The organism is Bradyrhizobium sp. URHD0069, assembly GCF_000701345.1.
Lineage (GTDB): Bacteria > Pseudomonadota > Alphaproteobacteria > Rhizobiales > Xanthobacteraceae > Bradyrhizobium.
Genome location: NZ_JNIJ01000019.1, coordinates 29,595 through 56,385 on the forward strand (window position 1 = coordinate 29,595; position 26,791 = coordinate 56,385).

Consider the following 26,791-nt stretch of genomic DNA (forward strand, 5'->3'; position numbering starts at 1 on the left):
GATCGGTGCACTTGTGGGCAGGTCGGAAGATGTGGTGGCAACGAAGGCTAGCATGCCGTCACTACCGACACGTTCCCGGTGCGGTCCACTCGCTGCGAGCCGGGTCACCACACCCATACCGCAGGCTATATCCAATCACAGGCAGGCTCGTCTTTGGAGAAGCCCTGAGACTAAAATTGGGCTGATGTTCTTGGCCTCACCTTGGACGATGTGATCATCAGCGGCACAAGCATACAACGCGCTGACCGCCTCCTCGTTAAGACGTGGTGTCTTACTTCAATAGGTTTGGGCTGCCAGCAAAAAATCCAGTGAACGGGTAATGCTCAGTCCTGACGACTCCGAGACCTCATTTGCGTCATAAGCGATACATGCGCGGTTATGCCGTCTGATCCGGCGGTGCGCTTTCCATGTTAGGATTTGCTCGCTGGGACAACTGCTCGGTATCCAGTCGTATCTTTGATAGGGCTAAATTGAGGTTCAAATGATACTTCCTGCGCGCTTCTCGTTCTTACCTTAAATCGACCGGGCGTCCAGCCATCGCGAAAACCGAACACCTCGACGGTCGAACCGTACATGTCTCGAAGGCTGACAATTTTGCCAGTATTTTGACTAACGCTAGTCTTCGCCCAAATGTCGATCACCAAACCATGTTTGGTTCTTGTGAGCTCGAATGTGCCTCGACTAGCAGACTCCGATAAGCTTGCGAACAAGGACAGATCGCAATCGTGTGAAAGTTCTTCCGCTGCTCGATTGGTGGCCGAGGCCTCCTTGATGAAGCAAAATCCTAGCGCCAGATCGAACTTGGGCCGCAACTTTTCCGGAATCGAATGCCCAAGCAAAATTACAGCGGGAAGCTGGCAGAATTTGACAAACTCAGCATCTGTACATGGGATCTTGATCTGTATCGAAATTGCAGGATCGTCAATCGAACTCAAAATCCGCTGTATATCACCAACCGCACGACCAGTGTTCTCCAGCAGCGTGAGGGTCTGCTTAGCTACCGTTTCACGCGCGGTTTCCTGCTGTGAATTTTCTATGAGCTGTGCAGCAACGCCAAATCCCGCCGAAACCAAAATCCCAACCAGCGAAATATAGCCCCACTTGGTAACCTTATTTGTCTGCTTGTCTCTATATTCAGTCAGCAGAGCCAGCACACCAAAAATGCCAGTTACGACAATCGACGCAGCTTTCCAGAGCGCAACGAAGTCCATGTTAGCAGCTCCCATTGTACTTAGATCTGTCTTATTGCGAGTCGCGGTCACGAGGGGACGGCCTTACTCTCGGCGTTTCGCCCCCTGCTAATTCCAACAAATGCAACAACGTTTAAAGGATTGGCAAAGCCTGCGCATGCCGGCCTCCCAATCAGCCTAAGTTCAACCGCATGCAATACGCATGCTATTGGAACTTACCATGGACAACGCGACCAGATTTCAAAGATTAGTGCAGTTTCGAGCGACTGAGCATCTTTCCGATGCGATCGACGCCGCGGCGAACCAGCATTTTCAATCGAAATCGGAATACATACGGCAGAGCGTAATTGAGAACCTCAAGGCCGATGGCATCGATCCGGCGCGACTTGCGGGTTCCGCATCGGCGAAACGCGGTGTCTCTCCGACGCGCGTTGAAGCCTGGTGCGCGTTTCTCGGCGTTGGTCTTTACGACCCCGGCCATCAATCCTTTCATGGCGCAGCCGATGGCGATCCTTCTGCGTCGTGCTGGCAAGTCGCCCCCCGCGCCCGGGCAGCCTGGAATATTCGCGTTGGGAGGCGAGGGCGTCTTGGAACGCTTGATAAAGGACAGTGGTCTTGAAGATGTGAAGACAGAAGTCGTCCGGGCAACGCTTGTCCTGCCGAGTGCGTCCGACGCTTTGACGCTGATGCAGGAAGCCGCCGGGGCATATCGCGCGGTGGTGGCAGGCCGCGCCAGAAGGTCGCCAGGTACGATCCGTAACTGGTGTGAAAGCGAGGGCCTCGGCGGCCGAATCGGGGGCAAATGGAGCGTTAGCAAGGTGGCTCTCGAAATGTTTCTTGACGGTGAGGCCGGCGCGCTAGCTCGATATCTGGATGGCGACCGTGAGAGTAAAGACACTCATTTGCGCCCGAGCATGATGACATAGGCATTGATAGATGGCCGGCTTGGTTAGGCTCTGCGCAACGCTCGGCCCCACAACCTTTCCGCCGAACTAACGCTCCCCCTTTGCTCCCCCGTACAATTTCAAATGGCAGTTCGGGCTACAGTTCAACAACTATTTTCGCTCGGCCCTAACCTTGAGAGGAGTAAATTCCGGCCAAAGCTAGGCCTCATGCAAGGAGACGCGCCAATCTGATATTGGGCTTTCGCGCGCGCGCGTAGGAACTCCAATTGATACCGGCGAAACCGACGAGGGCTTTTCAAGCCCAAACAAATAGCTCACACGAAGTGAGACTTTGAAGTCGAGCAACGGGTAGTTACTTTCAAAAAAACCCCATCCGACAACAATTCCGAGACGGCAAATTGCCCTAAACTACAGCTGCGCCAATGAATTTTGATGAGTTGAAATATCGCACCTTGTTTCGTTTACAGGGGGCATGACCAATCGCTTTGCTCGTCTTGTTGCAGGTCGGTTAATGCGGTGAAAGGACGGCTCAGCTAACCTTTTGTTTTAGCCTTTAGATTCCGACTTGCCGACCTAGCCGACCTAAAACAATTACGTATTCAGCAGCTTGGAAAAGGCTCGTGGAGACCTCTCGAGCCCACGGAATTTTTCGGGGTCGGTGGGTCGGCAAGTCGGCAATCGTGGTTCCTGAGTTTGTCTCAGTCAAAAGGGAGCGTCCTTGGGACGCGAAGGCTCGATTGAAGCCCAGTCCTGGGCGTCATCCCAAGCAACTTTCGCGAAGGCCCGGTCCCAAGCCTCTCGGGCAGGCCCCAATGCTGGCAGCACGAACCCGCGTGGCCTTGCTCGGTCGTCCTTTTTGAACCCTAGTTTACGAAAGAGACTGCTGACTTTGTTGAACGTCATGTCCTCTCGGCGCAATCGCTTTTGGGCATAATCTGTAAGCTCAGAGGTTGCGACAAAGGGTTCATCGTTGTTGACCCAATGATGCACGATTGTTTCACCCTCGCGAAGCATGTCAAGAAACAGAGCCTCAAACCCGGCAAGAGACGCTGCTTTCTGAATATCTCTTTCCTTGGTCTGAGGGATGCCTCTGCGAGGATGCCAATCGCCCAAATCCATTGAAAGCAAATCATGTAGCATCGCTGCTAGGCCACCATTCTCCATTTCGTTATTGAGAGCAGCAAAATATGGTTCGTCCTGTTTGCGATCCTCTGCAACTGCAAATACGGCGAAACGTCGGTCGTCGATGTCAGCAGGGACAACCCAATCATCATTGGAAGCCATAATTACTTTCGCATAGTTCGACATCTGGATAATGTCGCGTCCTTTACCTTCCATCGGGAGATTCTTCTCCGTCAGCAGAGCCTTGAGAATGCCTCGAGCTGACTTATCATCAGGCCGCACTGCTTCGTCCGCGAATAGCAAGCACACGTCTCGTAGGTGAGCATTGAAGCGACCTGCAAATTGACCGGGGGCGGTTACCTGCAATCCATGTTGTCCAAATAATTTGGCCATCGCGCGGCCGAAGGTGGATTTGCCAGTGCCTTGGCCACCCCTAAAAACCAATGCAACTTCTGCAGGCTGATCAGGATGCTGCAAGCCCCATGCTGCCCATTTGGTGATGTAATCAGCACATACAGGGTCCGACGCGGCTAGGACGGATTCGATGTGCTTTTGCATCAGTGACCAGTCGCCTTGTGCCGGTTCTACCCCAAACCCGCGCCAAAGGTTTAAGAAGCCATTGATAACTCGCTCTCTTCCGGGGCGGAACACAAGGCCGCGAAATTGCCGGCGCTGTGGATTTCTCAACCAGTATTCTCCAAGCGGCTTTGTTACCGGCGCTCCTTGCGCAGTGGCTCCGAGGCATACTTGAATATGCATGAAGCGATTTCGGAAATCTTCGAACGATTGGCTCGTTAGCTGTTCGCGCCCATCGCCCTCAGAGGGAACCCACTCAGCAACGCGGCACCTTCCGCCGTCATTCTCAATCACGAAGTGGGATTCATTGAGCTGCCGCAGTTCCGGACTAATTGCTTCTTCTTTCGCGCGCTCAATTTGCCGAATTGCATACTTATCGGCATTGCCGCCCTTGTCTAAAATGCTTTCAGAAATGGCCCATGCGTTATCCCTTAAGAGAGAAAAAATAATATCATCCGGCACCTTATACCGTACAAGGTTGCACACTGCATCGAACAGCCATGCGGATCTGCTGTTGTCATCCGGTTTAGTCTCATCCGGGTGGCGACCTTGCGCAATGATGACCTTCAACCGGTCCGACACACCCCATTCATCGAGTTCGGAGAGGTCCGCGATCCTGGGAATGTTGCCGCTAATCTTCACTGAGCCACTTGTTTGACCAGGCCGCCCTAGTGCAGCAGTCTGGTCACCACGAGCCGAGGGCGCTTGTGAGAACGCGTTTACCGGGTACGATCTGGCCGCATCAAACTCGATCAGCCTCGCCTGAGATGGTTGTCGTCCCTTTCTCTTTTTGCGTTCATCGGGGATGTTCACCGTGCCCGGCAGCCGCATTATTCTGTCTATGTTATGACAGTGATCGGCCTGGAAAGCTTTTTCCAACGCGAGGTTATATCTCGCGGCGTTCTCGGCCAGCTCTAAATTGCCATCAATCTGGATAGGTTCCTTGAGTTGCCAAAAGCCTTGGTAACCACCGCCGGAAAAGATAATGGCAGTCGGCTTCGGTATTCCAGGTGGTATTTTATCGGTTAGCAGTGACAGTAAACGCTGCTGTTCTTCTGCAAGGGGTTCCCCTACGCGTGGGTCGATATCAACATGAAGCCACCGGACTTCTTTGATGTCCTCGCGTTCCGCTTTCTTCATCAAATCGCGAATGGGGTGGTTAACGTGGAAGTAAATATTCAAATTTCCGTTTCGCGAATTGAGCCATTCGGTAAGCGCATCGAGCGCGCTAGGATAGAAGGTCCTTGTCTCGGTTCCCTTCCGATCGGGGCGGATTGCGGTTAACACCCACGGCCCAGATGGTTCGAATTGCTGCAAGAACTCGATTGCAGCATCATTGTCGGACGAGGCCGTGCTGAACTCGTTTTCAGACATCGGAACCCCCTTGGCAAGAAGGCGCCGCCTTACCAACCTGCGAATCTCGTGCAGAGTTGATTGTCGCTGTTGCATTCTGCTGCGCAACCTGACGCCTCATCCAGTCGAGAACGTCTGATTCAACAAACGCCACAGTTTGAGGGCCCAGGATAACAGGCTTTGGAAACGTGCCGTTTTTCAGGCGGGCGTAAAGCGTGGTTTTAGAAAAGCCGACCATTTCGACGACTTTTCGAACTCTCAAGAATCGCATGTGCTGTTCCTTTCTCGTCGTGATGCGACGAGGGAGTTACAGCAGCGTCAGCGAAGAATTTCTAACTCGTAAATGCAGCGAATGCCGATGAGTTTAGGGGCTTGACTCGCTCCGTTTAGACCGGCGGTCTTTTTCAAGATCGGTCTAATATGTCGTCTCGCAATTGGGGATACTTTGAAACGGCAGCCATAACTTCCTTGATGTTGGAAAGCGTGCATCGCTCGTCGAGAATTTTAGCTGCGCCCCAAACCAGCCGCGCTGCGGCACTGGTCGGCTCACGCAGTTCTGAATCAATATGATCCATGCTCGTCTCGGCGAACCAAAATCGAGACCCAGTTTCCTGTATCCAAAATTGGCGCAGCACCTTGGTGAACTCTTCTAATGGTAGGAGCGGCACGCCCGAAAGGCCCTTACCGCGGGGACGCCCGACCTTAGGGGGCAATCGCGGTTCTTCGGCCCTAAATCGAGCACATGAAATCATCTGCCTCAGAGCTTGTTCGAACCGCTGAACTGCGCGCTCCGGCTGTGGTTCACCGAAAGTATAGATGAGTTCGAGCTGCCTACCGGCCATCTCCGACCAACAGCTTAGCGCCCGCTCTAGGTGGGTTGCTAGTTCTTCGCACCGTTTGGGCATCGCGGCGTCCAACGCCCGCATCTTCTCTAGACATAGAAATTCCTCGAGAAATTGATCGTAAATCTGCTCGGCGGCCTGGAGCGCGTGCAATAACTCGTCCTCTTTGCCGACCAGCGGGCCCGGGCTTTCTGCCTCAGCTTGCTCTGTCGGCGAAGCATAGTGTTTGATCCGGTATGTGAACGTGTCCCTGGCGAGCTGGCGCGCAATTTCATCAGAGAATCTGCTCATGCAACTAGGCTCAAGATGTGAGTTTCGTAAGCCACGACCGCTTCGCACTTTTCCCTCAAGTAATCATATTTGTTGTAGGTTTTCTGAAGTCCTGACTTTGCGTGTCCAATCAGGGCATCGCGGACATCTTGATTAAAACCAAGCGTGGCGAGTCTGGTCTCGCAAGTCACCCGTAAGTCGTGGATACGATAGGGAAGGATGCTAGCGGCCGGATCTTCAGTTATCATTCGGCGGATCTCTTGATCCAATCGAATTTTTGCTTTTGAGAAGCCAGATACCGGCACTTTGCCGTCTTTCGAGGAAAACAGGAAATAATCGTTTCCCGTCCAGGTTGGTAATTTCTCTACGATCGACCATACCGTGCTACCCAAGGGCACAAGGTGGTCGCGGTCGCCTTTGTATCGCGCCTTAGGGATTTCAAGCCAACGCTTATCAGCGTTGATCTCCGACCGGCTTGCGGCGGCCCACTCCGTGCGACGCTGGCCCGTGAGTAGCAGCAGCTGATAAAGCGACCCAAAGGGATAGCCCAATGACAAGCTGGCTCGCCAGATGTATCGGATTTCATGGTCGCTGAGCGCTCGCCCTGCTTCCTCACTCGCCTGAAGGTCGCCTCGCTTCAGACCATGGATGGGGTTGTCCGCAATGATTTCACGATCTACGACCCAATTGAAAAATCGGGAGAGATGCTTGCGCACTTCTCGCGCACTCCCATGCTTGCCCTGTTTGACGAGCTCATCGATCAGCTCGTGTATATGCGAGCGCCGGATATCATGAACGGGTGTTCTCGCCCAATGAGGCAGCACGTGACGGCGCAGGACGCCGTCAACGTTCTTCCAAGCCTCCACGTTCGGGATGATTTCGATCTCCATAAATCGCTTGAAGACCGCCTCGAAGGTGTTGACTGACCGGACGAGGTTCTTTTCGCGTCTTTCAGTCCGGAGATCCCGGCCTTCTGTTGCAGCCTGGATGATGTCCCGAGCCTGCCGGCGCGCTGCCGTAAGTTCCAGCGGCGGGGACGCCCCGAGGGTAATTCGATGCTGCTTCCCAGCGAGCAGCCGCCCTTTTGGACTAGTGCCGCCTTCGCCAATCACGCGGTATATGACGCTGAACGATTTCACGTTGCGGGGCGTAACGCGGAGCAACAGACCGGGACAGGCTTCATCCTCAATCTCGATGCGACCGCTGGGCGGGGCAACGGCCTTGTCATAGCACAGCCGTTCAATGCCCTGCTGGGTGAACCGTTTTCGGTTGAGGGTCTTCATTTCTGCTCCCCCGGGGAGTACTGGGGGAGTGGAAATCCACGCTTCCGACGCGAACTCGTCCGAACTCCTCCGGACGAAATATTCGAACATCATCAAGCTATTGGCAACGCGCTACTTTTCTTATGGTTACTAATCGGAACCAAAGAGCTTGACCTTGCCAAGGTCGGGGTCGAGGGTTCGAGCCCCTTCGCCCGCTCCAGACTTTCTTGAAGTGGCAAAGTTTGATGAAAGCCCGCTGTCGACAGCGGGCTTTTCGTTTTTCGAAAGGACGCGCGGCAGACAGCAGATGATCGAACCTGCCCTCTCACGGAGCTTTGCGCACGGAGCTTTGCGAAATCGTCGCCGGCGGGTTGAGCGAGTCATCGCTTAAAGAATTAGCAATGTCGGATACCGCACTGCACCGCGCGCGCAGATCGCGTCGGATAAAATCGATTCAAGGAAATTCCTTCTCAATTTGATTTCGGTCTGACAGGGCCGCGCGGTGCGCGCTTCTCTCCCCGCGCCGATGTGATAACATTTTCCACTCTGATCTATCTCACGCTCGACCACCAAAATACGTCTCTCGAAACGTTCAGAAAAAATAACATGCGCAGCCACCCGGCTGCATAGGGAGTGACGCGATGAAATCGGCTTTCAATCGATCCATTCTTGCGCTCGCAGCAATTCTCGTTGTCGCGGGGGCCGGTCAGGCCAGCGCCCAGCAAAAACCATTGAAAAAATACGAGTCCGGCACCAAGGAATTCTGGACCCATCCGCCGGACGACTGGTTCCTCGGCGATGAGACCGAAGCCCAGAAGGGGCAGGCACCGCCGTCCGGTCCGCCGACCGGCGCATCGGACGCCGAACTCGCCGCGATGATGAAGAAGATTAAGCTGCCGCCCGGCTTCAAGATCGAAGTTTACGCACCGGGGGTGCTGGCCGCACGACAGATGGCCTGGGGCGACAAGGGCACGCTGTTCGTCGGTTCTTTCGGCCTCGGCAACGTCTACGCCATCACCGACAGCGGTGGCAAGAAAGAGGTCAAGACCATCCTGAAAGGGCTGAACATGCCCACCGGCCTCGCATTTCGCGATGGTGCGCTGTACGTGATCGCGGTCGACAAGCTGATCAAATACGAGAACGCCGAAGCCAATCTCGACAAGCTGGGCGAAGGCAAGGTGGTCTATGACGACATGCCGTCCTATGCCGCGCATGGCTGGAAGTATATCGCCGTCGACAAGGACGGCTGGTTCTACCTGCCGTTCGGACCTCCCTTCAATATCGGGATTCCGCCGACCAGCGTGTCGCAGATTCGTCGCGTCGATCCAAAGACCGGCAATGCCGAAATTTGGGCGCTCGGCGTTCGCAACAGCGTCGGCGGCGACGTCGATCCGCGCACCGGAAGACTCTGGTTCACCGAGAACGCACGCGACTGGATCAGCGACGATATGCCGAGCGACAAGCTCAACATGATCTCGAGGATCGGCGAGCACTTCGGCTATCCCTATTGCCACCAGGGTGACATGCCGGATCCGAAGTTCGCGATGGGTCACAAATGTTCGGAATTCACCCCGCCGGTGCTTAATCTCGGCGCGCATGTGGCCCCGCTCGGCATGAAGTTCTATACCGGTGATCAATTCCCCGCCGAGTACAAGAACAACATCTTCATCGCCGAGCACGGCTCTTGGAACCGCCATAAATATCAGGGTGCACGGATCAAGCGCGTCATCGCCGATCCGGACGGCAAGAATGCCAAGCAGGAGATTTTCGCATCCGGCTGGCTCGAGGGCGACCAGGGTTATCTCGGCCGCCCAGCCGATATCGTTCTAGCCAAGGATGGCTCGATCCTCGTTGCCGACGACTGGGCCGGTGCGATCTACCGCATCAGTTACAGCAAGTAGGAGTTGGAATAATCGGAGGCTGCGGTTGCTCGGGAACGAGTGGCCGCAGCCTCTGTTTATTCATGTCATCATGCCCGGGCTTGATCCGGGCATGAATCAAAAGAAGTTGTCTTGTAAGATGGATTGCCGCGAGCGCGGACAAGTTTACGTAGTCTGCGCAGGCAGACTATTGTGCCCGGCAATGACGGATAGAGAGGAGCGGTGATGCGAATTGCCTTGGTTGGGGCGCTATCGGTTGCCATTCTCTGCGGCTCATTTGCCCACGCCGCCGACGTCGCCGCGGGCAAGGAGAAGGCTGAGCTGTGCACCGGCTGCCACGGCGAAGCCGGCATTTCGCAGATCGAAAACATTCCCTCGCTTGCCGGCCAGCCCGATCTATTCACTCAGTGGCAGCTGGTGTTCTTCCGCAGCGGTTCGCGCAAGAACGAGCAGATGCAGCCGATCGTCGAACAAATCAGCAATGAGGATATTCGCAATCTCGGCGCCTACTTTGCCTCGCTCGCTCCGCCCAAAGCATCAAAGCCCGACGACAATCCCGATTTATCCCGTAAAGGCGCGGAGGCTGCCGCGGGGCGGCGCTGTGCGTCATGCCACACCGATACGTATGTGGGAACGAAAGCGGTGGCAGGTCTCGCCGGCCAGCGCGAGGAGTATCTTGTGAAGGCGCTGCATGACTACAAGTCGGGCCAGCGATCCGGCGGCGCCGGGGCAGCGATGGCCGAGGTCGCCTATCCCCTAAGCGAAGAAGAAATCACCGCGCTCGCGCATTATCTCGCGCATCTTTAGATTTTCGTTCGGGCGTTCGCCGGGACGAGGTAGATGACGTAGATACTGTGCACGGCTGCGCGCATGAAAATCTCACTCCCGCTGCTTCTCATACGCCTTGAGATGCGTGTAGGCGGTGCGCAGTTTTGGCACCGGGACTTTAGCCGCGTCGCCGCGCGCGATCAGATCGCCGATCACGTGATCGGCCTCGACCGGCGCGCCTGCTTTGATGTCACGGAACATCGAGGCGGTCATCTGCGATCCCTCTGCGGTCAGCATGCCGCGCGCACGCTCGAAAAACGGACCGCTGGGCGCGTAGCCTTCGGCCGTCGCGACAGCGCTGCATTCATCAAGCGTACCGAGGATGAAATCCTTGCCGCCGGGAGAACTCAGGATGTTGCCGACCGAGGTTCGCATCAGGCAGGTCGAGGCCGCGAGCGTGGCGAGGAACACCCATTTCTCCCACATCTCCTGCAGAATATTTTCGCTGGCGACCGCGCCGAATTTGCCGCTCGCCATCACCTCGGCGATGGCGCGAACCCGATCCGACAGATTGCCGTCGCGTTCGCCGAAATTGAGCGACTGCATCGGTTGAAGCTGAACCACTTCGCGCTTGTCATTGAGGGTTGCGGCGATCGCGCAGAGGCCGCCGAGCACGCGCTCGCGGCCGAATTCATTGTCGAGCACATCGAGATGCCGCATGCCATTGAGCAGCGGGATGATCGCCGTCTGCGGCCCCACCGCCGGCGCAAACGATTTGATCGCGTCGTCGAGATCGAATGCCTTGCAGCTCAACAATACGACGTCGAACTTCTCGTTAAGTCTGTCCGCTTGCACCGTTGGCGGTTTTTTTAACGTCACGTCGCCGTTGGGGCTTTTGATCACGAGGCCCGCGTCAGCAAGTTCCGCGGCGCGTCGCGGGCGGACAAGAAACGTCACGTCGCGGCCGGCCTGCAGCATTCTGCCGCCGAAATATCCGCCGATGGCGCCGGCGCCGACCACGAGAATGCGCATAGCTCAATTCCTTTTTGTTCTGGTTGGGTCTCAAAATTCTCGAGATGGGATGAGGCAGGTGAGTAGCGAGTGGCGAATAGCTAGTAGCGAGTAGGGAAATTTCCACTCGCCATTCGCTATTCGCGTCCTCACGCTACCACTTTTCACCGAGCGGGCGAATCTCAAGTTTCAAAGGCCTAGGCGCGCGCGGCGAATTGGCTGCTGGAAACCAGTTCCTCGACTTCGCGCAACTGCTCCTTGCCGAAAAACATTTCCTTGCCGACGAAAAAGGTCGGCGTACCGAATACGCCGCGTTCGACTGCTACTTGCGTGTTCTCGATCAGCTTCGCCTTGACGTCGGGGTGTTGCGCGCGCGCGAACAGTTTTGCAGCATCAAGCCCGGACGCAGCGAACGCTTTCATCGCCACTTCGGGATCGTCCATTTGTTTGGGTTCCACCCACATATGGTGAAACGCAGCGTCGACGTATTTCTCAAACACGCCCTCGAACTGCGCCGCGATGGCGGCGCGCATCAAATTGAGCGTGTTGACCGGAAAGAACGGGTTCATCGTGTAGGGCTTGACCTTAAAACGTCGGACAAATCGCTCAGTCTCCAGCGCATAAAACTCGGGCTTGTTCTTGATGCCGGCAAGGGTTTCGAACGGGGATTTGTTGTTGGTGGCCTTGAAGATGCCGCCGAGCAGAATCGGCAGGTATTCGAATTTCATGCCGGTTCGGGTTTCGATTGCCGGGATCGCCTCGTGGCTGAGGAAAGCGTTCGGACTGCCGACGTCGAACAGGAATTGCGGGACGGGTGGGCTCACGGCGATCTCCCTGAGATGACGGTTCTTATATGATCCTTATCATTCCACCCATCCTAGGGCCTTTTTCGTTTCGATGGAATCAAAACGGGACTCTCGATTCTTGATTTGACGCGTCTTCTCGACGCGAACCGGTCGCCAGCTCGCTTGAAAACGCTCCGGCGGTTCACATTTGTGGGATCAACCGGCTGAATCCACAGGCGCCGCGCGCTCGAGTGCCGCCGCGGCTAGTCGGCGCGCGTGATTGCGCACGTCGGCAGGCCATAACGCCGTCCATGCCTCGAACCGCCCGGCATCGCCTGCGAACAGCGCGCGCGCCACTTCCTCGTAATGCGGCTTGTTTTCGGCCATCGCCGCGATGAAGCGATAGGCGGCTTCCTGCGCGTGCCTGATCCGGTCCTTCTCCTTGTTGGCGTTCCGAGCCTCGTCGACCAGCTTGCGCAGCGCCACTGAAGCGCCGCCGCGCTGCTGCGCCAGCCATTCCCAGTGCCGCGGCAGCAGCGTGACTTCACGTGCGACCACGCCCAGTTTCGGACGTCCGGGACCGCGCGAGATGGGAACCTCCGTGTTTTCGGCGTCTTCGGCCGCGGCGGGCGCGGCGGCGATGTCAGGCAGGCGCGCCAGCACATCGTCGACAGTGCCACGAAAATCGATCTCGACCGGGCCGCTGGTTCTGCCATCGAACACCAGAACCGAGGAATCCTGGCGCCGCTCGAGCATCTCCTTCGCGGCGCGGGCGACGTCGCGGAGATCGCCGGCCGCGATGCAGCGGTCGCCCGCAAACGCGATGTAAGCGGTGTCAGACCCCGAATTCATAGCAAACTCCTTAGCTTCTGCGGCAGATATACCCGGGTAATTTGATCTGTCAATAACATCCGGGTAATATATGCTGCTGCGGATATCTCGACTTTCCGGCGCACGGCTGGCACGACCAAGGCGCAGCGAGACGCGCCAAAATCCGCTGGGGGAATCGCCATGCTCACCGTCCATCATCTCAACAACTCCCGCTCGCAGCGCGTGCTGTGGCTGCTCGAAGAGCTTGGCGTGCCTTACGAGATTGTCCGCTACCAGCGTCAGCCGGACATGCGCGCGCCGGTCGAGCTGCGTGCGGTTCATCCGCTCGGAAAATCGCCGGTTCTCATCGACAACGGCAACACCATCGCGGAATCGGGCGCGGTCGCCGAATACATCATCGACACCTATGGTGAGGGACGGTTGATCCCGCCGTCCAAAACGCCGGAGCGGCTGCGCTACACCTATTGGCTGCACTATGCGGAAGGCTCCGCAATGCCGCCGCTGCTCTTGAAGCTATTGTTCACGCTGATGCCGAAGCGTGCGCCGGCATTGCTGCGCCCGCTGGTGCGCAAGGTCTGCAATCAGGCGCTGACCACGCTCGTCAATCCGCAGCTCAAGCAGCACATGGCGTTCTGGGAAGGCGAACTCGGCAAGAGCGACTGGTTCGCCGGCAACGAATTCACCGCCGCCGACATCCAGATGAGCTTTCCGCTGGAAGCCGCCGCGGCGCGCGGCACGCTTGAACAGGGTCATCCCAGGGCAATGGCGTTTCTCGAGCGCATTCACGCGCGGCCGGCTTACAAACGCGCGCTGGAGAAAGGTGGACCGTATGCGGTGGGACGGTAGCGGATCGTCGCCTCCGTCGTGGCGAGGTGCAAAACGACAAACCAATCCAGTCGCCGTCCTTTCCGGATGGTGCGTTAGCTAGCGCGACTTCTGGACCTCGCCGACGGAAGGAAGTGCCCTCACGGTGACGCCGGGTGGCGGCACGTCGTCATCGGGCACGAAGAAATCCGACATCAGGGGCACCGAAGGATCGACGCGGTAGCGTTCGAAATCGCGCACGCCGCTTTCATAAAGCACCTTGTCGTCGATGCAGAACTGGGCGGTGAATTCGCGCGACGGTTTTGTGAAAATGACATGGGCCGCGTCGCCCATGATCTCCGGGGTACGGCTGGCCCGCATCATCGCGTCGCCGCCGAGCAAATTACCGACCGCGGCGGTCGCGATGGTGGTGCGCGGCCACAGCGCGTTGACCGCCACGCCTGCGGCCTTCAGTTCGGCCGACAGGCCGAGCACGCACATGCTCATGCCGAACTTCGCCATGGTGTAGGCGGTGGAATGCTCGAACCATTTCGCTTTCATGTCGAGCGGCGGCGACAACATCAGAATGTGCGGGCTTTCGGCTTTCTTCAGGTGCGGGATGCAGTATTTCGACACCATGAAGGTGCCGCGGGTGTTGATACCCATCATCAGATCGAAGCGCTTCATGTCGGTTGCTTGCGAATTGGTCAGGCTGATGGCGCTGGCATTGTTGACACAGATATCGATGCCGCCGAATTCGGCGACGGTCTGATCAATCGCTGCGATGATCTGGGCCTCCTCGCGGATATCGCACAGGATCGGCAGTGCCTTGCCGCCGGCGGCGCGGACTTCATCGGCGGCGGTGTAGATCGTGCCTTTGAGTTTCGGGTGCGGCTCCGCCGTTTTCGCGGCAAGCGCGATATTGGCGCCGTCGCGCGCGGCGCGCAGCGCGATCGCAAGTCCGATGCCGCGGCTGCCGCCGGATACGAACAGGGTCTTGCCCCTAAGACTGGTCATCAGGCGAACTCCGGTTGGTCAGTGGCAATCCCTTCTACACCTCTCTCATCGGAGAGGGGAGTGCACTTCCATTGCCGCAACTATTGTCCCGCCGCTTCCGCGCCACGGGTGCGCGGATCGGGAGCGCCGAGCAATCCATTCGCCGTCACGGCGATCGAATTGGCCGAAGTCTGGCCGAGCGGTTCAATCACGCGATGGCCCTTTCCCCTCAACGCCGCAATTGTGTCGTCGGCAAAGCCGCGCTCGATCCGCACCTCGTCCGGCAGCCATTGATGGTGCAGTCGCGGCGCCGCAACTGCGGCGGCGACATCCATGCCGTAATCGAGCACGTTGACGACAACCTGCAGCACCGCCGAGATAATTCGGCTGCCGCCTGGCGATCCCGTCACCAGAACCGGCTTGCCGTCCTTCAGTACGATGGTCGGCGCCATCGACGACAAGGGCCGTTTGCCGGGGCCGGGCAGGTTGGCCTCGAATCCGACGAGGCCAAAGGCATTGGACGCGCCGGGCGCCGCGGTGAAATCGTCGAGTTCGTTATTGAGCAACACACCGGTGCCGTCGGCAACCAGCCCGACGCCGTAGCTGAAATTCAGCGTATAGGTATTGCTGACCGCATTGCCTAAACTATCGACAACCGAAAAATGCGTTGTGTTGCTGCCTTCGCGCGGCGGCGTCGCCGACAGCGCATCGGTCCACGGCGTCGCGCGATCGGGATCGATACTGGCGCGCTGCTTCGCCGCGTAGTCCTTCGCAGTCAGAGTTGCAATCGGCGCCTTGACGAAGGCGGGATCGCCGAGATAGCGCGCGCGGTCCGCATAGGCGCGTTTCATAGCTTCGATCATGACATGCAGCGATGGCGCGGAGCCCCGCTTCATCTCACGCATCGGAAAACCCTCGAGGATATTCAATGTCTCGAGCAGCACGACGCCGCCGGACGAAGGCTGAGGCATCGAGATAATGTCATATCCGCGATACGTGCCGCGGACCGGCGCGCGGATCACGGCCTGATACGATTTGAGATCGTCCAGCGTCATGATGCCGCCGGCGTCGCGAACAGCCTTTACCAGTTTTTCAGCGACCGGGCCTTCGTAGAAGCCGCGCGGCCCTCGTTCGGCAATCGCGGCAAGCGTCGCCGCCAGATCGCTCTGGATCAGCCTGTCGCCTTCGCGCAAGGAGCTGCCGTCGGCGCGGGAAAAGATCTTCGCCGACGAGGGCCAGCGCGCCAGCCGGCGGTGCCAGTCCGGCAGCGTGTCGGCGCTGTCGTCGGTGATCTCAGTGCCATCGGCCGCCAATGTAATTCCCGGCCTGACTAGATCCGCAAGCGTGAATTTGCCCGAGCCGTATTTATCGAGCGCGATGGCAAGGCCGGCGACCGTGCCGGGGACGCCGATGCCGAGCGCGGAATCGCGCGACTTGGCCGGCTCGGGCTTGCCATCGGGCCCAAGAAACATCTCTGGCGTGGTCGCGGCCGGCGCGGTCTCGCGATAATCGATGGCGACGTCCTCGCCGCGCTCCGCCGAATGAATGATCATGAAGCCGCCGCCGCCGATGTTGCCCGCGCGCGGATACGTCACGGCCAGGGCAAAACCGGTTGCCACCGCGGCATCGACCGCATTGCCGCCACGCCTCAGTACATCGGCGCCGATGCGTGCCGCGATTTTCTCCTGCGCGACCACCATGCCGTGCCTGGCAACAACGGCATGAACGGCGTCGACGGCGGCAGGCGTGTAAACGCCGCGGCGCTCCTGAGCGCTCGCGGGCAGCCAGCACGCGACAAGGAGCATGAGGCCTGCGAGTATCCCGCGCCGTTCGATCCTGAAGAAGCTCATCAAAATGCCGCCGCGGCGCTCGCGAAAATACGTAAGGGGTATCGCAGTCGTGAATGCTATATGGTTTCCGATACAGTAGGCAAAACCCGTCTTTGTGATTCGGCAGGAATATTTTGGGCATGGCGATAATGGCGTCGGATGCAGACACGGCTGGAATGCCGCAGATTTTCCCGCGCCGTGCCGCCGTTATTAGCTGGATCTTCTTCGATTGGGCCACGCAGCCTTATTTTACGCTGATCACCACCTTCGTTTTCGCGCCCTACTTCGCCACCCATGTGGCATCGAATCCGGCCAGCGGGCAGGCGCTATGGGGGTTCACGACGGCGGCGGCAGGTTTGATGATCGCGCTAATGTCGCCGGTTTTGGGTGCGATTGCCGACGCCAGCGGCCGCCGCAAGCCATGGATCGCGGGGTTCGGCGCGCTCCTGGTGATCGGCTCCTGCTTGATGTGGTTCGGTAGACCCGGCGACGCCAGCGTGATTCCGGCGCTGCTGCTGGCCTACGGGATCGCGACCATCGGCGTCGAATTCGCCATCGTGTTCAACAACGCGATGATGCCGTCGCTGGTGCCGCCGGACAAGATCGGGCGATTGTCCGGCACGGGATGGGCCACCGGCTATATCGGCGGCATCCTGAGCCTCATCCTGGTGCTCGGCTTTCTCGCCGCCAATCCCGATACGGGGCGCACGCTGTTCGGATTCACGCCACTTTTCGGTCTCGATCCCGTTACGCACCAGGGCGACCGCATCACCGGCCCCTTAAGCGGCATCTGGTTCACCGTCTTCGTGCTGCCGATGTTCCTGCTGACCCCGGATTATCCTGCCAAACGCCCCGTGAGCGCAGCGCTGCGCGAGGGATTGATCGAACTGAGGCAGACGCTCCGCGAATTGCCGCAACGCAGATCGATGGCGACGTTTCTACTCGCCAACATGATCTACACTGACGGGCTGGTGTCGCTGTTTGCGTTCGGCGGCATCTATGCCGCCGGCACTTTCGGCTGGCATACGATACAGATCGGCACCTTCGGTATCCTGCTGGCCGTCGCCGGTGCGTTCGGCGCATGGCTCGGCGGCAAGCTCGACGATTCGCTCGGACCGAAACGAGTGATCGCCGGCAGCCTGCTGATCCTGCTGCTGTCGATTGTTGCAATTCTGCTCGTGGACAAGGATTCGATTTTGTTCGTCAAGGTCGCGCCGCCGGAGCCGGGCGCGCCGCTGTTTTCCGGCGCCGCGGAGCGCGCTTATCTGGTGCTGGGATGCCTGATCGGCGCGGCCGGCGGCCCGCTGCAGGCCGCATCCCGGACACTCCTGATCCGCATGGCGCCGAAAGACCGGGTTGCCCAACATTTCGGGCTGTTCGCGCTGACCGGAAAGGTCACCTCGTTCGTCGGGCCGCTGCTGATCGGCGCGATCACGGCGGTGACCGCAAGCCAGAAGGCGGGCATGGCGGTGCTGGTGATGTTCTTTGCAACGGGATTGGCGCTATTGGCCCGGGTGCGGGACAAGTGACTATCAGTCGCGCGATAAGTCGTCTCAATGCCTGAAATGCCTGACGCCGGTGAACACCATGGCGATGCCGGCATCGTCGGCGGCCTTGATGACTTCATCGTCGCGTATCGATCCGCCGGGTTGAATCACAGCGGTAGCGCCGGCTTCGATCGCCACCAATAGTCCATCGGCGAACGGAAAGAAGGCGTCCGACGCCACGACCGAGCCCTTGGTCATCGGCGCGGCGAGTTTCAATTCATCCGCGGCATCCTGCGCCTTGCGCGCGGCGATGCGCGCGGAGTCCACCCGGCTCATCTGCCCGGCGCCGATGCCGACGGTGGCGAGATCCTTGGCGTAGACAATCGTGTTGGACTTGACGTGCTTGGCGACGCGGAACGCGAATTTGAGGTCGCGCATTTCGGCGTCGGTCGGCGCGCGCGTGGTCGCGACCTTCAGCGTCATGTCGTCGACCACGGCGTTGTCGCGGCTCTGCACCAGCAAGCCGCCGGCAACGGTCTTTGCGGTTGATCCAATAGCGCGCGGATCGGGCAGCCCGCCTGCCAGCAACAGCCGCAGATTTTTTCGCGCGGCGACGATGGCGATAGCTTCTTCCGTCGCATCCGGCGCGATAATCACTTCCGTGAATATTTCGGTGATGGCGCGCGCGGCTGCCGCATCCAGTGTTCGGTTCAACGCGACAATGCCGCCAAAGGCAGACGTTGAATCGCAGGCCAGCGCCTTGCGATAGGCGCTGATGAGGTCGGCGCCTTCGGCGACGCCGCAGGGATTGGCATGCTTGACAATAACGCAGGCCGCGGTGCGCGCGGAATCGAATTCGCCGAGGCATTCATAGGCCGCGTCGGTATCGTTGATGTTGTTGTAGGATAGTTCCTTGCCCTGCAGTTGCCGCGCTGTCGTCACGCCGGGGCGGCGATCCGGCGTCTTATAAAACGCAGCATTTTGATGCGGGTTCTCGCCATAGCGCAGCGGCTGGAGCAGCCTTCCGCCAAAGGCACGGAAATCCGGCGCCTCGGTTTCAAGCTCACCTGCGAACCAGTTCGAGATCGCGGCGTCATAGACGGCGGTGCGGGCGTAGGCTTTCGCCGCAAGACGACGGCGCAGCGTCAGCGTGGTCGCGCCCTGATTGGCGGCGAGTTCGTCGAGCACGGATTGATAATCCTGCGATTCGACGACGACAGCGACGTCATCGTGATTCTTCGCCGCGGCGCGGATCATCGCGGGGCCGCCGATGTCGATGTTCTCGATGCATTCCTCGAAACCGGCGCCTTTACCAACGGTGGCCTCGAACGGATAGAGATTGACGACCAGCAGGTCGATCGGCGTGATGCCGTGCGCCTTCATCGCTTGCGCATGTTCGGCATTGTCTCTGATCGCGAGCAGCCCGCCGTGCACTTTGGGGTGCAGCGTCTTGACCCGCCCGTCCATCATTTCCGGAAAACCCGTGAGCTCCGAAACGTCCCTGACCTTCAACCCAGCAGCCGCGATCGCCTTCGCGGTGCCGCCGGTGGAGACGAGTTCGACGCCGTGGCTTGCAAGCGCGCGGGCGAATTCGAACAGTCCGGATTTATCGGATACGGACAACAGAGCGCGGGTTACGCGGCGCGGATGGTCGGTCATTCGTTTGGTCCTGCAAATACGCCCGCCGGGTAGCACGGTTTCGCCAGCCACGAAACCGGCGTTGGCGACTATCTGATTCCCGGGCCACAGTTTACAGCGGCAGTTCCGGCTCGCGGCGGGCGTTGCGTCGCGCCGACGTCGCGGACGGCGAAGCCGTCGAGCGCACAAAGCTCCAGCGGATCGCGGGGGCGTGCCGCGAATCCTGCCGGATCACGATCTGAGCGGTACGGCGCGGGCCGTCGTTTCCCGCCAGAAACACGCTGTCTTCCAGCTCGACCTTGTCGTGGAGCGCCTCGAAGGTCCAGACGTCGCGGTTCGGCAGCACCAGCATCACGCCGCGTGCGTCGCTGAGCCGGCTCGCCTTCACGGAAGGGTGGAGATGAAAGCGCAATGCGAAGTCGGCCTCGTTGCCCTTGATCCGGCCGCCCGGCGCCGGCGACATGGTATCTTCGCCGTCGAGCCTGGAACCGTCATCCGCGACCAACAGCACCCGGCGGTGCACCACGCCGAACCGCGCCAGGTAGCCGTCATGTGATGTGGTCAGCAAGACGCCGTTGGCGACCACCTCGCGATAGCTTTCCACGTTGACCGGCCCGCTGACCAAAAGCGCGCCCTGCAACAGCCGCTTCATGGCCGAGAGCTCGACGAACTGGCAGGACGACGTATCATGATAGGTCAGCGTCGAATGCGCCGCCGTGCCGCGCGCAAAGCTGCGCCAGTTGTCACGGCCGGTAGCGGGCATGCCGCAATTGATCACGATCCGGCTCGGTCCGGACGATAGTTCAAACGAGAGGCAGCCGGCGTGAGCGTCGTGACTGACACCCGGTGGCGGCGGGGCGCCAGTGTCCATGATGACCGTCATCGCGCCGGCATCCAGCCGCTGAAAGCCGGTGTGCGGCATGTTCGCCATCGGCGCGCCATGGGTGTCATCATAGGCGAGCAGGGTTGCCAGCAAATCCGATGGCGCGCTGCTCATGCCGTTGAACAGCGCGAAGCTGCCGTCGCCGTGACGAAAGAAGCGCAGCATCGGCATCATGCGGTCGATCGCGTTCAACAGCGCCGGCGGCGGCGCGATGTTACGGGCGGCGAAGGTCTGCCGCAGCGGCAACAGGTCGATCAGCAATTCGATCAACGCGCCGGGATTGCGCGAGATGTGCCCGCCATCGGGAAGTATTTGCCGCTGCAGTTCGTCCGAGAGCTTGCGCGTGGCGGCGCGAATGTGGCGCGCCTGGTTGGCGAGGCAGAGCGAGGCGTAACACAGCGCGATCAGCGCCTGCAGCCGCGGCACGCCGTCGGAAATATCGAACGTCGTGTAGCGCAGATAGCGGATTTCCCGCGTCAGCCCGCGCAAGTACCGCCGATAGAATTTGTTGTCGGTGTCGCTGAGCACCAACGGCGCCTGCGACAACAGCGAAATCACGCGGCGCGCCAGCACGTCGGCGCGGCGGCCCACGCGACGTTTCTGCGCCAGATTTGAAATCCAGTCGTCGACCAGCGCACGGGCGTTGGCGCGGGTCAGCGCGGTATCGGCCGCGCGCAGGTGCCGCAGCCATCCGAAGCCGAGTAGCGCCACCTCCCAATCTTCCGACGGCGGCTCGAGATCGAAGATCGAGCGCCCGTGGCAGGTCACGATCTTGCCGGCGAATACAAAGCGGCCGGCATAGATCTCGGAGGCGCGGGTGGCGTCGGCGGTGCGCAGGTCATGCGGAGCGATGATCAGGCGATCGGCCCGGCCCGGCCACAGCCGAGACAGCGCGACCGAGCCGCCGCTCGCGCGCGCCATCATGTTCCGCGCGAAGCGGCCCATGATCAGCGTCGAAATGCGTCTGCGTTGAGCGACGGACACGCCTTACCTTGATTGGGAGAATTTGCTGCGAATCCTTTTTAATCCGGAAACGCGGCCAACACACCCTCTTGAAAATGCGCGAATCAGGGAGGGATCGCGGAAATACGATATAAAGTCAGGATTTGATCAGCCTGGCCGCGTAAAATCCATCGAGCCCGCCCAGCCGGGGGTCTTGATGCGGCAGGTGGCAGGGCAGGGTACGCAAATCCCCTTCCACGGTCAGGATTTCGCTGAGGCCCGCGACCTCGCCGGCATCGATCGGCGCGCGGCGCACGGCTGGTTCGGCGCTGAGAAGGGCGGATATGGCCTGCTCGCCCTCTTCCGGCTCCAGCGAACAGGTACAATAGACCAGCGTGCCGCCGGGCTTGAGCAGCGCGACCGCCTTTTGCAGCAAGCGTCCCTGCAGCGCCGTCAGCGCGCCGAGGTCGGCTTCCTGCCGGAGCCAGGCGACGTCGGGATGGCGGCGGATGGTGCCGGTCGAGGTGCAGGGCGCGTCGACCAGAATGCCGTCGAAGCCGCCGCTGTTGTTTCCGCCAGCCCACTCGGTGGCGTCGGCCACCACGAGCTCTGCCTGCAGCGCCAGCCTCGCGAAATTATCGCGCAGCCGCGCCATGCGATGGGGTGAACGGTCGACCGCGGTGACGCGTGCGCCGGCTTGTGCGAGCTGTGCCGTCTTGCCGCCCGGCGCGGCGCAGAGATCGACGATGGTTTTGCCGGCGACGTCGCCGAACAGGCGCGCGGGCAGTGCGGCGGCGGCGTCCTGCACCCACCATTGGCCTTCGGCGAAGCCTGGCAGCATGGTCACCGACCCCTGCAGCAGCGTGCGCACCGATCCGGTCGGCAGGGTTTCGCCATGCAAGCGGCTCGCCCACTGCGCGGCATCGGATTTTACGGTGATATCGAGCGACGGCTCGTGGCTGATCGCCAGCGCGATGTCGCGAGCGACAGTCTCGCCGTAATAAGCGATCCAGCGCGCCAATAGCCACGGCGGAACATCGAGCGTCTGCGATTTCACCTCGTCGATCAGCGGTTGCCCCTCGCGCGCGCAGCGGCGCAGTACCGCGTTGACTAGTCCGGCATATTTCGCGGCCCGCCGATCCGACTGCACCAGCCGCACCGACAGATCGACCGCGGCGTGATCCGGCACATCCATCCAGAGAATCTGCGCAGCCCCGATCAGGAGCGCGCTTTGCGCGCGCGGCGCGTCGGTCGGAATGCCGCGATCGAGCAGCCGCGACAGCACATGCCCTAATGTGCCGAGCCGCCGCAAAATCGTTGCCACCAGGCGCCGCATCAAAGCGCGGTCGCGATCGGCGAGCGACTTCAGTCCGGGGTGCGCGGCGGCGCCATCGAGCTGGTCGTCCAGCGTCCGATGCTTATGCAATACGCCGTCGAGGATGTCCGCCGCGATCCGCCGCGCCGAAAGACCGGGCACCTCGGATGGCATTACGAATCGTTGTGGAGGCATGGAGCGGGAACATCTCGGAAAAATGGACGGGGAGTAGCGTTTGTCGCTCACGCCATCGGAAGGAAAGGCTGCCATCGGAAGGCGAAGCACGTTTGCCACGGGAATATGCCAAATGTAAGAATCGCCCTTCCTTTTTTGCGATCGCCATATGATCTGTATCTCAATCGGTTGAACCTCGTTGGAAATTTATGATGCCTGACGATCCATCACTGCCTGTTAGGTCGGCACCTCCACCGGAACGCAAGCCGCTCACGCCGGCGGCCGAGCGCGCGCTCGCCGAAGCCGAAGCGCGGAGAAAAGCCGCCGAGGCAAACGCAAAACCTGCGGCAAAGGAATTTCAGGGCCCGAAAGGTCCGGAACCGACGCGGTATGGCGACTGGGAAAACAAAGGCATCGCCTCCGATTTTTGAGCCGGACGCCAGCGAATGCTTAGCCGTGCGCCAGCGAATCAAAGATAACCACCATTAAGATCCAAAGGCCGCCGATGGGCGTTGCCGCACCGATCAAGAACAGGGCTAAAAAGCTGACGAGCAAATAGGCTCCCCAAGCGGCACGGCGTTGTGTCCAAAATACCAGAATGGCGACCACGGCGTTGAGGCAAATTGTCGAATAGGCGGCCAGTTGACCTGTTTGCAACGAAACGAATCCATGAAGCCTAAGCTGGGTTACGACAATGATCAGGCCGCTGATGATGGCGATCGCTACCAGCAGGGGCATTGAACGAATCGGCTTCATTAGGAAATTTTCTTCGGTTGGTTGAGGATTGCTGGACGACCGATCGGCGTAGCACTCCGGGTTTGAAGGAAGTACGAACCTGGAAGATCGCATTCCGATGGTTTTGAGCCGTCCGCCATTCGGGCGCGCCGTGGCCGGTCGCTTGAGTGATCATCTGCCGCTTGCCCGCCCCAGAATCAGACGCCTCGTCGGCGGCCGCCGAAGCCGCGAGCAGATTCTTCAAGCAAAAAAGACCGCGCAGCGGGCGGCTTTTCGCATTTCAAATCGCCTGGACGCGGATCAGTGCGATACCACCACCCTCGTTCCGATGGAAACGCGCCGATACAGGTCGGTGATATCCTCGTTCAGCATGCGGATGCAGCCATAGGACACGAAGCCGCCGATCGAGCCCGGCACGTTGGTGCCGTGGATCGCATATGCTCCACCCTCCAGCGTCAGCGCCGCGACGCCCATCGGGTTGCGCGGCGAGCCGCCGGGAATTACGTCCGGGATTGACGGCTTGTCACGCCTCACTTCGCTCGGCGGGGACCAGGCCGGATTGCGATACTTGCCGTCGATCCGGGTGACGCCGGTCCATTGCCTGCCGGCTCTGCCGACCCCGACCGGATAGCGTACCGCGCGGCTCTCATCGACAACGAGATAGAGCCGGCGCTCGTTGGTCTTCACCACGATCGTTCCCGGCGAATAATCGCCCTGGAAGTCGACCACGTCCGGCCGCGCCTCGGCCGCAGTCACACCCAACATACCCGCCCCGATGGTGGCCGCCACCGCCACCGCAATCCTCAACGACATCAATCTCTCCACCCGCGTTCGGCCACCCCCCGCCAAGGGCCGTGAAGTGTACCGCAAAACCTGCAAAATGAAGGTTTGCCGCCAGCTTTGCCGACGCAATTTAGTCGTTCGCACTAACCGAGAGGTTTTCCGCGAGCCCGCGTCGTGCATCCAGCGCGGCCATTGAGAGAAAATGTTGGAAACAAAGTAAATGACCGGAAAACAACACCCGCCAGGAACGGGCTGCCCTGAGCGGCTTGCTCTGACGATGAAGTTGCCCGTCCTCAGGCTTTGAGCTCCTACGCCGCCGTATCCTTCTTGTTCTGGCGGTGCCGCACCAGGTCGTCGACCACGGCAGGATCCGCCAGGGTCGAGGTATCGCCGAGACTGCCCGGCTCGTCCTCGGCAATCTTGCGCAGGATGCGGCGCATGATCTTGCCGGAGCGGGTCTTCGGCAGTCCCGGTGCGAACTGGATCTGGTCGGGGGAGGCGATCGGCCCGATATCCTTGCGTACCCACGCCACCAATTCCTTGCGCAACTCCTCGCTCGGCTCGGTGCCGCTCATCAAGGTCACATAGGCATAGATGCCCTGGCCCTTGATGTCATGGGGGTAGCCGACGACGGCGGCTTCCGAGACCTTCGCGTGCGCCACCAGCGAACTTTCGACCTCGGCGGTGCCCATGCGGTGACCGGAGACGTTGATCACGTCGTCGACGCGCCCGGTGATCCAATAGTAGCCAGCGGCATCGCGGCGGCAGCCGTCGCCGGTGAAGTATTTTCCTTTGTACGTCGAGAAATAGGTCTGCTCGAAGCGGGCGTGATCGCCAAAGACGGTGCGCATCTGCCCCGGCCAGGATTTGGCGATGCAGAGGTTGCCCTGACATTCGCCTGACAGCACGTTGCCGTCGCCATCGACGATTTCCGGCACAACGCCGAAGAAGGGCTGCGTCGCCGAACCCGGCTTCAGCTTGGTGGCGCCGGGCAGCGGCGTGATCAGAATGCCGCCGGTCTCGGTCTGCCACCAGGTATCGACGATCGGGCAGCGGCCGTCACCGACCACGCGGTGATACCATTCCCACGCTTCCGGATTGATCGGCTCGCCGACGCTGCCGAGCAATCGAAGACTCTTTCGCGAGGTTTTCTTGACCGGCTCGTCGCCGCTCTGCATCAGCGCGCGGATCGCGGTCGGCGCGGTGTAGAAGATGTTGACCTTGTGCTTGTCGATGACGTTCCAGAATCGCGAACTATCGGGATAATTCGGCACGCCCTCGAACATCAGCGTGGTGGCGCCGTTCGCCAATGGCCCATAAAGAATGTAGCTGTGGCCGGTGACCCAGCCGACGTCGGCGGTGCACCAGTAGATGTCGCCGTCGTGATAGTCGAACACGTATTGATGCGTTATCGACGCGAACACCAGGTAGCCGCCGCTGGTGTGCAGCACGCCCTTGGGCTGGCCGGTCGAGCCCGACGTATAGAGAATGAACAGCGGATCCTCGGCGTGCATGTGTTCGCACGGGCACTCCGTCGTCACCATCTTGGCCGCCTCGTGGTACCAGAAATCGCGCACCGGGTTCATGTCGACGGCAGCGCCGGTGCGCTTGACGACGACGACCCAATCGACGCCGCCGCATTTGGCAATCGCGGCATCGACATTGGCCTTGAGCAGCACTTTCTTGCCGCCGCGCAGGCCTTCGTCGGCGGTGATGATCACTTTGGATTGGCAGTCGGTGATGCGCTGAGCGAGACTGTCGGGCGAAAAGCCGGCGAAAACTACCGAATGGATCGCGCCGATCCGCGCACAGGCCAGCATTGCATAGGCGGCCTCCGGAATCATCGGAAGATAGATTGTGACGCGGTCGCCCTTCTTGACGTTACGGGTGCGCAGGATGTTGGCAAATTTGCAGACCTCGTCGTGCAGTTGCCGATAGGTGATGTGCCTCGACTCCGAGGGGTCGTCGCCCTCCCAGATGATGGCGGTCTGGTTGCCGCGCTTGTCGAGATGGCGATCGATGCAGTTCCAGGCGACATTGAGGACGCCGTCCTCGAACCATTTGATCGAAATATTGCCGGGCGCGAAGGAAACGTTCTCGACCTTGGTGAAAGGCTTGATCCAGCCGATGCGCTTGGCCTGCTCGGCCCAGAATCCGTTGGGGTCGCTGATCGAGCGCGAGTACATCTCCCGGTACTTGGCCTGATCGACCCAGGCGCGCTTGGCCCATTCGGCGGGCACATCATAGATCTTCTCGGACATCTCACATCCTCCCACCCTTGCGGCCAGTGAAGGCGACACTGCAAGCCGTCTTCATTGTCAAAACAATTATGCGTCGGCGCGGCCAGCGCCGACAAGCGGAACAGATACAACCTTTGGCGGGGCTTGATTGTTGCGCGCGATCAATTGCA

23 protein-coding genes are annotated in these 26,791 nt (G+C 59.8%); 7 read left to right on the forward strand and 16 right to left on the reverse strand.

The features are described 5' to 3' along the window. Window positions 1-410 precede the first annotated feature (410 nt). Window positions 411-1,211: a hypothetical protein gene (locus N554_RS0112885; protein WP_029583843.1), complete on the reverse strand. Its 801-nt coding sequence runs from the start codon at window positions 1,209-1,211 to the stop codon at window positions 411-413. Window positions 1,212-1,410: 199 nt separating this feature from the next. Between N554_RS0112885 and N554_RS39880 the strand changes: the two genes are divergently transcribed. Both N554_RS39880 and N554_RS39885 read left to right on the forward strand, forming a co-directional pair. After that, the gene (locus tag N554_RS39880) at window positions 1,411-1,809 is read left to right on the forward strand and encodes a hypothetical protein (RefSeq protein ID WP_156041914.1); all 399 of its coding nucleotides are present in this window, start codon (window positions 1,411-1,413) and stop codon (window positions 1,807-1,809) included. Continuing rightward, window positions 1,778-2,116, forward strand: coding sequence for a hypothetical protein (locus N554_RS39885; protein ID WP_245283589.1), 339 nt, complete (start codon window positions 1,778-1,780; stop codon window positions 2,114-2,116). Before N554_RS39880 ends, N554_RS39885 begins: the two co-directional genes overlap by 32 nt. Window positions 2,117-2,797: 681 nt before the next feature. Here the strand turns inward: N554_RS39885 and N554_RS35775 are convergent. From N554_RS35775 to N554_RS0112910, 4 genes are all read right to left on the reverse strand, one after another. Further along, window positions 2,798-5,167 carry a primase-helicase family protein gene (locus N554_RS35775; RefSeq protein ID WP_081851257.1) on the reverse strand — a complete coding sequence of 790 codons (2,370 nt, stop codon included), beginning with the start codon at window positions 5,165-5,167 and terminating at the stop codon, window positions 2,798-2,800. Further along, complete coding sequence (locus tag N554_RS38275; protein WP_081851258.1) at window positions 5,160-5,417, reverse strand: helix-turn-helix transcriptional regulator; 258 nt, start codon at window positions 5,415-5,417, stop codon at window positions 5,160-5,162. Before N554_RS38275 ends, N554_RS35775 begins: the two co-directional genes overlap by 8 nt. 133 nt (window positions 5,418-5,550) lie before the next feature. Further along, the gene (locus N554_RS0112905) at window positions 5,551-6,279 is read right to left on the reverse strand and encodes a hypothetical protein (protein WP_029583846.1); all 729 of its coding nucleotides are present in this window, start codon (window positions 6,277-6,279) and stop codon (window positions 5,551-5,553) included. Beyond that, a complete protein-coding gene (locus N554_RS0112910; protein WP_036053057.1) occupies window positions 6,276-7,541 on the reverse strand; it encodes a tyrosine-type recombinase/integrase in 1,266 nt (421 codons plus the stop codon). The genes N554_RS0112905 and N554_RS0112910 overlap by 4 nt, the downstream gene beginning before the upstream one ends. A gap of 620 nt (window positions 7,542-8,161) precedes the next feature. Here N554_RS0112910 and N554_RS0112915 point away from each other — a divergent pair. Together N554_RS0112915 and N554_RS0112920 are read left to right on the forward strand one after the other, a co-directional pair. Next, window positions 8,162-9,421 (forward strand): PQQ-dependent sugar dehydrogenase, encoded by a 1,260-nt coding sequence (locus N554_RS0112915; RefSeq protein ID WP_029583848.1) that lies wholly within the window; start codon window positions 8,162-8,164, stop codon window positions 9,419-9,421. A gap of 204 nt (window positions 9,422-9,625) precedes the next feature. Continuing rightward, window positions 9,626-10,207: a c-type cytochrome gene (locus N554_RS0112920; protein ID WP_029583849.1), complete on the forward strand. Its 582-nt coding sequence runs from the start codon at window positions 9,626-9,628 to the stop codon at window positions 10,205-10,207. 72 nt (window positions 10,208-10,279) lie between these two features. Here the strand turns inward: N554_RS0112920 and panE are convergent, their stop codons facing one another. The 3 genes from panE to N554_RS0112935 form a co-directional block, all read right to left on the reverse strand. After that, window positions 10,280-11,200, reverse strand: a complete 921-nt coding sequence (gene panE / locus N554_RS0112925) for a 2-dehydropantoate 2-reductase (RefSeq protein ID WP_029583850.1) — start codon at window positions 11,198-11,200, stop codon at window positions 10,280-10,282. 176 nt (window positions 11,201-11,376) lie between these two features. Beyond that, the gene (locus N554_RS0112930; protein ID WP_029583851.1) at window positions 11,377-12,003 is read right to left on the reverse strand and encodes a 2-hydroxychromene-2-carboxylate isomerase; all 627 of its coding nucleotides are present in this window, start codon (window positions 12,001-12,003) and stop codon (window positions 11,377-11,379) included. A gap of 177 nt (window positions 12,004-12,180) precedes the next feature. Next, window positions 12,181-12,816 (reverse strand): DUF2239 family protein, encoded by a 636-nt coding sequence (locus N554_RS0112935; RefSeq protein WP_029583852.1) that lies wholly within the window; start codon window positions 12,814-12,816, stop codon window positions 12,181-12,183. Between the two features lie 159 nt (window positions 12,817-12,975). Here N554_RS0112935 and N554_RS0112940 point away from each other — a divergent pair, with 159 nt between their 5' ends. Continuing rightward, window positions 12,976-13,641: a glutathione S-transferase family protein gene (locus N554_RS0112940; protein WP_029583853.1), complete on the forward strand. Its 666-nt coding sequence runs from the start codon at window positions 12,976-12,978 to the stop codon at window positions 13,639-13,641. Between the two features lie 78 nt (window positions 13,642-13,719). Here N554_RS0112940 and N554_RS0112945 read toward each other — a convergent pair whose 3' ends face one another. Continuing rightward, the gene (locus tag N554_RS0112945; RefSeq protein WP_029583854.1) at window positions 13,720-14,616 is read right to left on the reverse strand and encodes an SDR family oxidoreductase; all 897 of its coding nucleotides are present in this window, start codon (window positions 14,614-14,616) and stop codon (window positions 13,720-13,722) included. Between the two features lie 80 nt (window positions 14,617-14,696). Further along, a complete protein-coding gene (gene ggt / locus N554_RS0112950) occupies window positions 14,697-16,400 on the reverse strand; it encodes a gamma-glutamyltransferase (RefSeq protein ID WP_245283591.1) in 1,704 nt (567 codons plus the stop codon). A 164-nt stretch (window positions 16,401-16,564) separates the two neighbouring features. Here ggt and N554_RS0112955 point away from each other — a divergent pair, with 164 nt between their 5' ends. Next, complete coding sequence (locus N554_RS0112955; RefSeq protein ID WP_029583856.1) at window positions 16,565-17,953, forward strand: MFS transporter; 1,389 nt, start codon at window positions 16,565-16,567, stop codon at window positions 17,951-17,953. A gap of 24 nt (window positions 17,954-17,977) precedes the next feature. On the opposite strand, the gene purH is transcribed toward N554_RS0112955, so the two are convergent. The 3 genes from purH to N554_RS0112970 all read right to left on the reverse strand — a co-directional run bounded on the left by purH (window position 17,978) and on the right by N554_RS0112970 (window position 22,884). After that, window positions 17,978-19,570 carry a bifunctional phosphoribosylaminoimidazolecarboxamide formyltransferase/IMP cyclohydrolase gene (gene purH / locus N554_RS0112960; RefSeq protein WP_029583857.1) on the reverse strand — a complete coding sequence of 531 codons (1,593 nt, stop codon included), beginning with the start codon at window positions 19,568-19,570 and terminating at the stop codon, window positions 17,978-17,980. A gap of 91 nt (window positions 19,571-19,661) precedes the next feature. Beyond that, window positions 19,662-21,377: a heparinase II/III family protein gene (locus N554_RS0112965; protein WP_029583858.1), complete on the reverse strand. Its 1,716-nt coding sequence runs from the start codon at window positions 21,375-21,377 to the stop codon at window positions 19,662-19,664. A gap of 154 nt (window positions 21,378-21,531) precedes the next feature. Beyond that, a complete protein-coding gene (locus tag N554_RS0112970) occupies window positions 21,532-22,884 on the reverse strand; it encodes an RsmB/NOP family class I SAM-dependent RNA methyltransferase (RefSeq protein ID WP_029583859.1) in 1,353 nt (450 codons plus the stop codon). A gap of 191 nt (window positions 22,885-23,075) precedes the next feature. On the opposite strand from N554_RS0112970, the gene N554_RS0112975 reads away from it, so the two are divergent. After that, window positions 23,076-23,294, forward strand: a complete 219-nt coding sequence (locus tag N554_RS0112975; RefSeq protein ID WP_029583860.1) for a DUF1674 domain-containing protein — start codon at window positions 23,076-23,078, stop codon at window positions 23,292-23,294. 19 nt (window positions 23,295-23,313) lie between these two features. On the opposite strand, the gene N554_RS0112980 is transcribed toward N554_RS0112975, so the two are convergent. The 3 genes from N554_RS0112980 to acs form a co-directional block, all read right to left on the reverse strand. Continuing rightward, entirely contained in the window at window positions 23,314-23,619 is a 306-nt protein-coding gene (locus N554_RS0112980) for a hypothetical protein (RefSeq protein WP_029583861.1), read from the reverse strand. Between the two features lie 279 nt (window positions 23,620-23,898). Further along, window positions 23,899-24,411 (reverse strand): L,D-transpeptidase, encoded by a 513-nt coding sequence (locus N554_RS0112985; RefSeq protein ID WP_029583862.1) that lies wholly within the window; start codon window positions 24,409-24,411, stop codon window positions 23,899-23,901. Window positions 24,412-24,689: 278 nt separating this feature from the next. After that, window positions 24,690-26,642 (reverse strand): acetate--CoA ligase, encoded by a 1,953-nt coding sequence (acs, locus tag N554_RS0112990; RefSeq protein WP_029583863.1) that lies wholly within the window; start codon window positions 26,640-26,642, stop codon window positions 24,690-24,692. Window positions 26,643-26,791: the final 149 nt, after the last annotated feature.

Excerpts from the sequence above, each read along its gene's own strand:
- N554_RS0112885 (WP_029583843.1), bottom strand. The coding sequence starts at position 1,211 with ATGGACTTCGTTGCGCTCTGGAAAGCTGCGTCGATTGTCGTAACTGGC.
- N554_RS39880 (WP_156041914.1), top strand. The coding sequence starts at position 1,411 with ATGGACAACGCGACCAGATTTCAAAGATTAGTGCAGTTTCGAGCGACT.
- N554_RS35775 (WP_081851257.1), bottom strand. The coding sequence starts at position 5,167 with ATGTCTGAAAACGAGTTCAGCACGGCCTCGTCCGACAATGATGCTGCA.
- N554_RS38275 (WP_081851258.1), bottom strand. The coding sequence starts at position 5,417 with ATGCGATTCTTGAGAGTTCGAAAAGTCGTCGAAATGGTCGGCTTTTCT.
- N554_RS0112905 (WP_029583846.1), bottom strand. The coding sequence starts at position 6,279 with ATGAGCAGATTCTCTGATGAAATTGCGCGCCAGCTCGCCAGGGACACG.
- N554_RS0112910 (WP_036053057.1), bottom strand. The coding sequence starts at position 7,541 with ATGAAGACCCTCAACCGAAAACGGTTCACCCAGCAGGGCATTGAACGG.
- N554_RS0112915 (WP_029583848.1), top strand. The coding sequence starts at position 8,162 with ATGAAATCGGCTTTCAATCGATCCATTCTTGCGCTCGCAGCAATTCTC.
- N554_RS0112920 (WP_029583849.1), top strand. The coding sequence starts at position 9,626 with ATGCGAATTGCCTTGGTTGGGGCGCTATCGGTTGCCATTCTCTGCGGC.
- panE (WP_029583850.1), bottom strand. The coding sequence starts at position 11,200 with ATGCGCATTCTCGTGGTCGGCGCCGGCGCCATCGGCGGATATTTCGGC.
- N554_RS0112935 (WP_029583852.1), bottom strand. The coding sequence starts at position 12,816 with ATGAATTCGGGGTCTGACACCGCTTACATCGCGTTTGCGGGCGACCGC.
- N554_RS0112940 (WP_029583853.1), top strand. The coding sequence starts at position 12,976 with ATGCTCACCGTCCATCATCTCAACAACTCCCGCTCGCAGCGCGTGCTG.
- N554_RS0112945 (WP_029583854.1), bottom strand. The coding sequence starts at position 14,616 with ATGACCAGTCTTAGGGGCAAGACCCTGTTCGTATCCGGCGGCAGCCGC.
- ggt (WP_245283591.1), bottom strand. The coding sequence starts at position 16,400 with ATGCTCCTTGTCGCGTGCTGGCTGCCCGCGAGCGCTCAGGAGCGCCGC.
- N554_RS0112955 (WP_029583856.1), top strand. The coding sequence starts at position 16,565 with ATGGCGATAATGGCGTCGGATGCAGACACGGCTGGAATGCCGCAGATT.
- purH (WP_029583857.1), bottom strand. The coding sequence starts at position 19,570 with ATGACCGACCATCCGCGCCGCGTAACCCGCGCTCTGTTGTCCGTATCC.
- N554_RS0112965 (WP_029583858.1), bottom strand. The coding sequence starts at position 21,377 with ATGGGCCGCTTCGCGCGGAACATGATGGCGCGCGCGAGCGGCGGCTCG.
- N554_RS0112970 (WP_029583859.1), bottom strand. The coding sequence starts at position 22,884 with ATGCCTCCACAACGATTCGTAATGCCATCCGAGGTGCCCGGTCTTTCG.
- N554_RS0112975 (WP_029583860.1), top strand. The coding sequence starts at position 23,076 with ATGCCTGACGATCCATCACTGCCTGTTAGGTCGGCACCTCCACCGGAA.
- N554_RS0112980 (WP_029583861.1), bottom strand. The coding sequence starts at position 23,619 with ATGAAGCCGATTCGTTCAATGCCCCTGCTGGTAGCGATCGCCATCATC.
- N554_RS0112985 (WP_029583862.1), bottom strand. The coding sequence starts at position 24,411 with ATGTCGTTGAGGATTGCGGTGGCGGTGGCGGCCACCATCGGGGCGGGT.
- acs (WP_029583863.1), bottom strand. The coding sequence starts at position 26,642 with ATGTCCGAGAAGATCTATGATGTGCCCGCCGAATGGGCCAAGCGCGCC.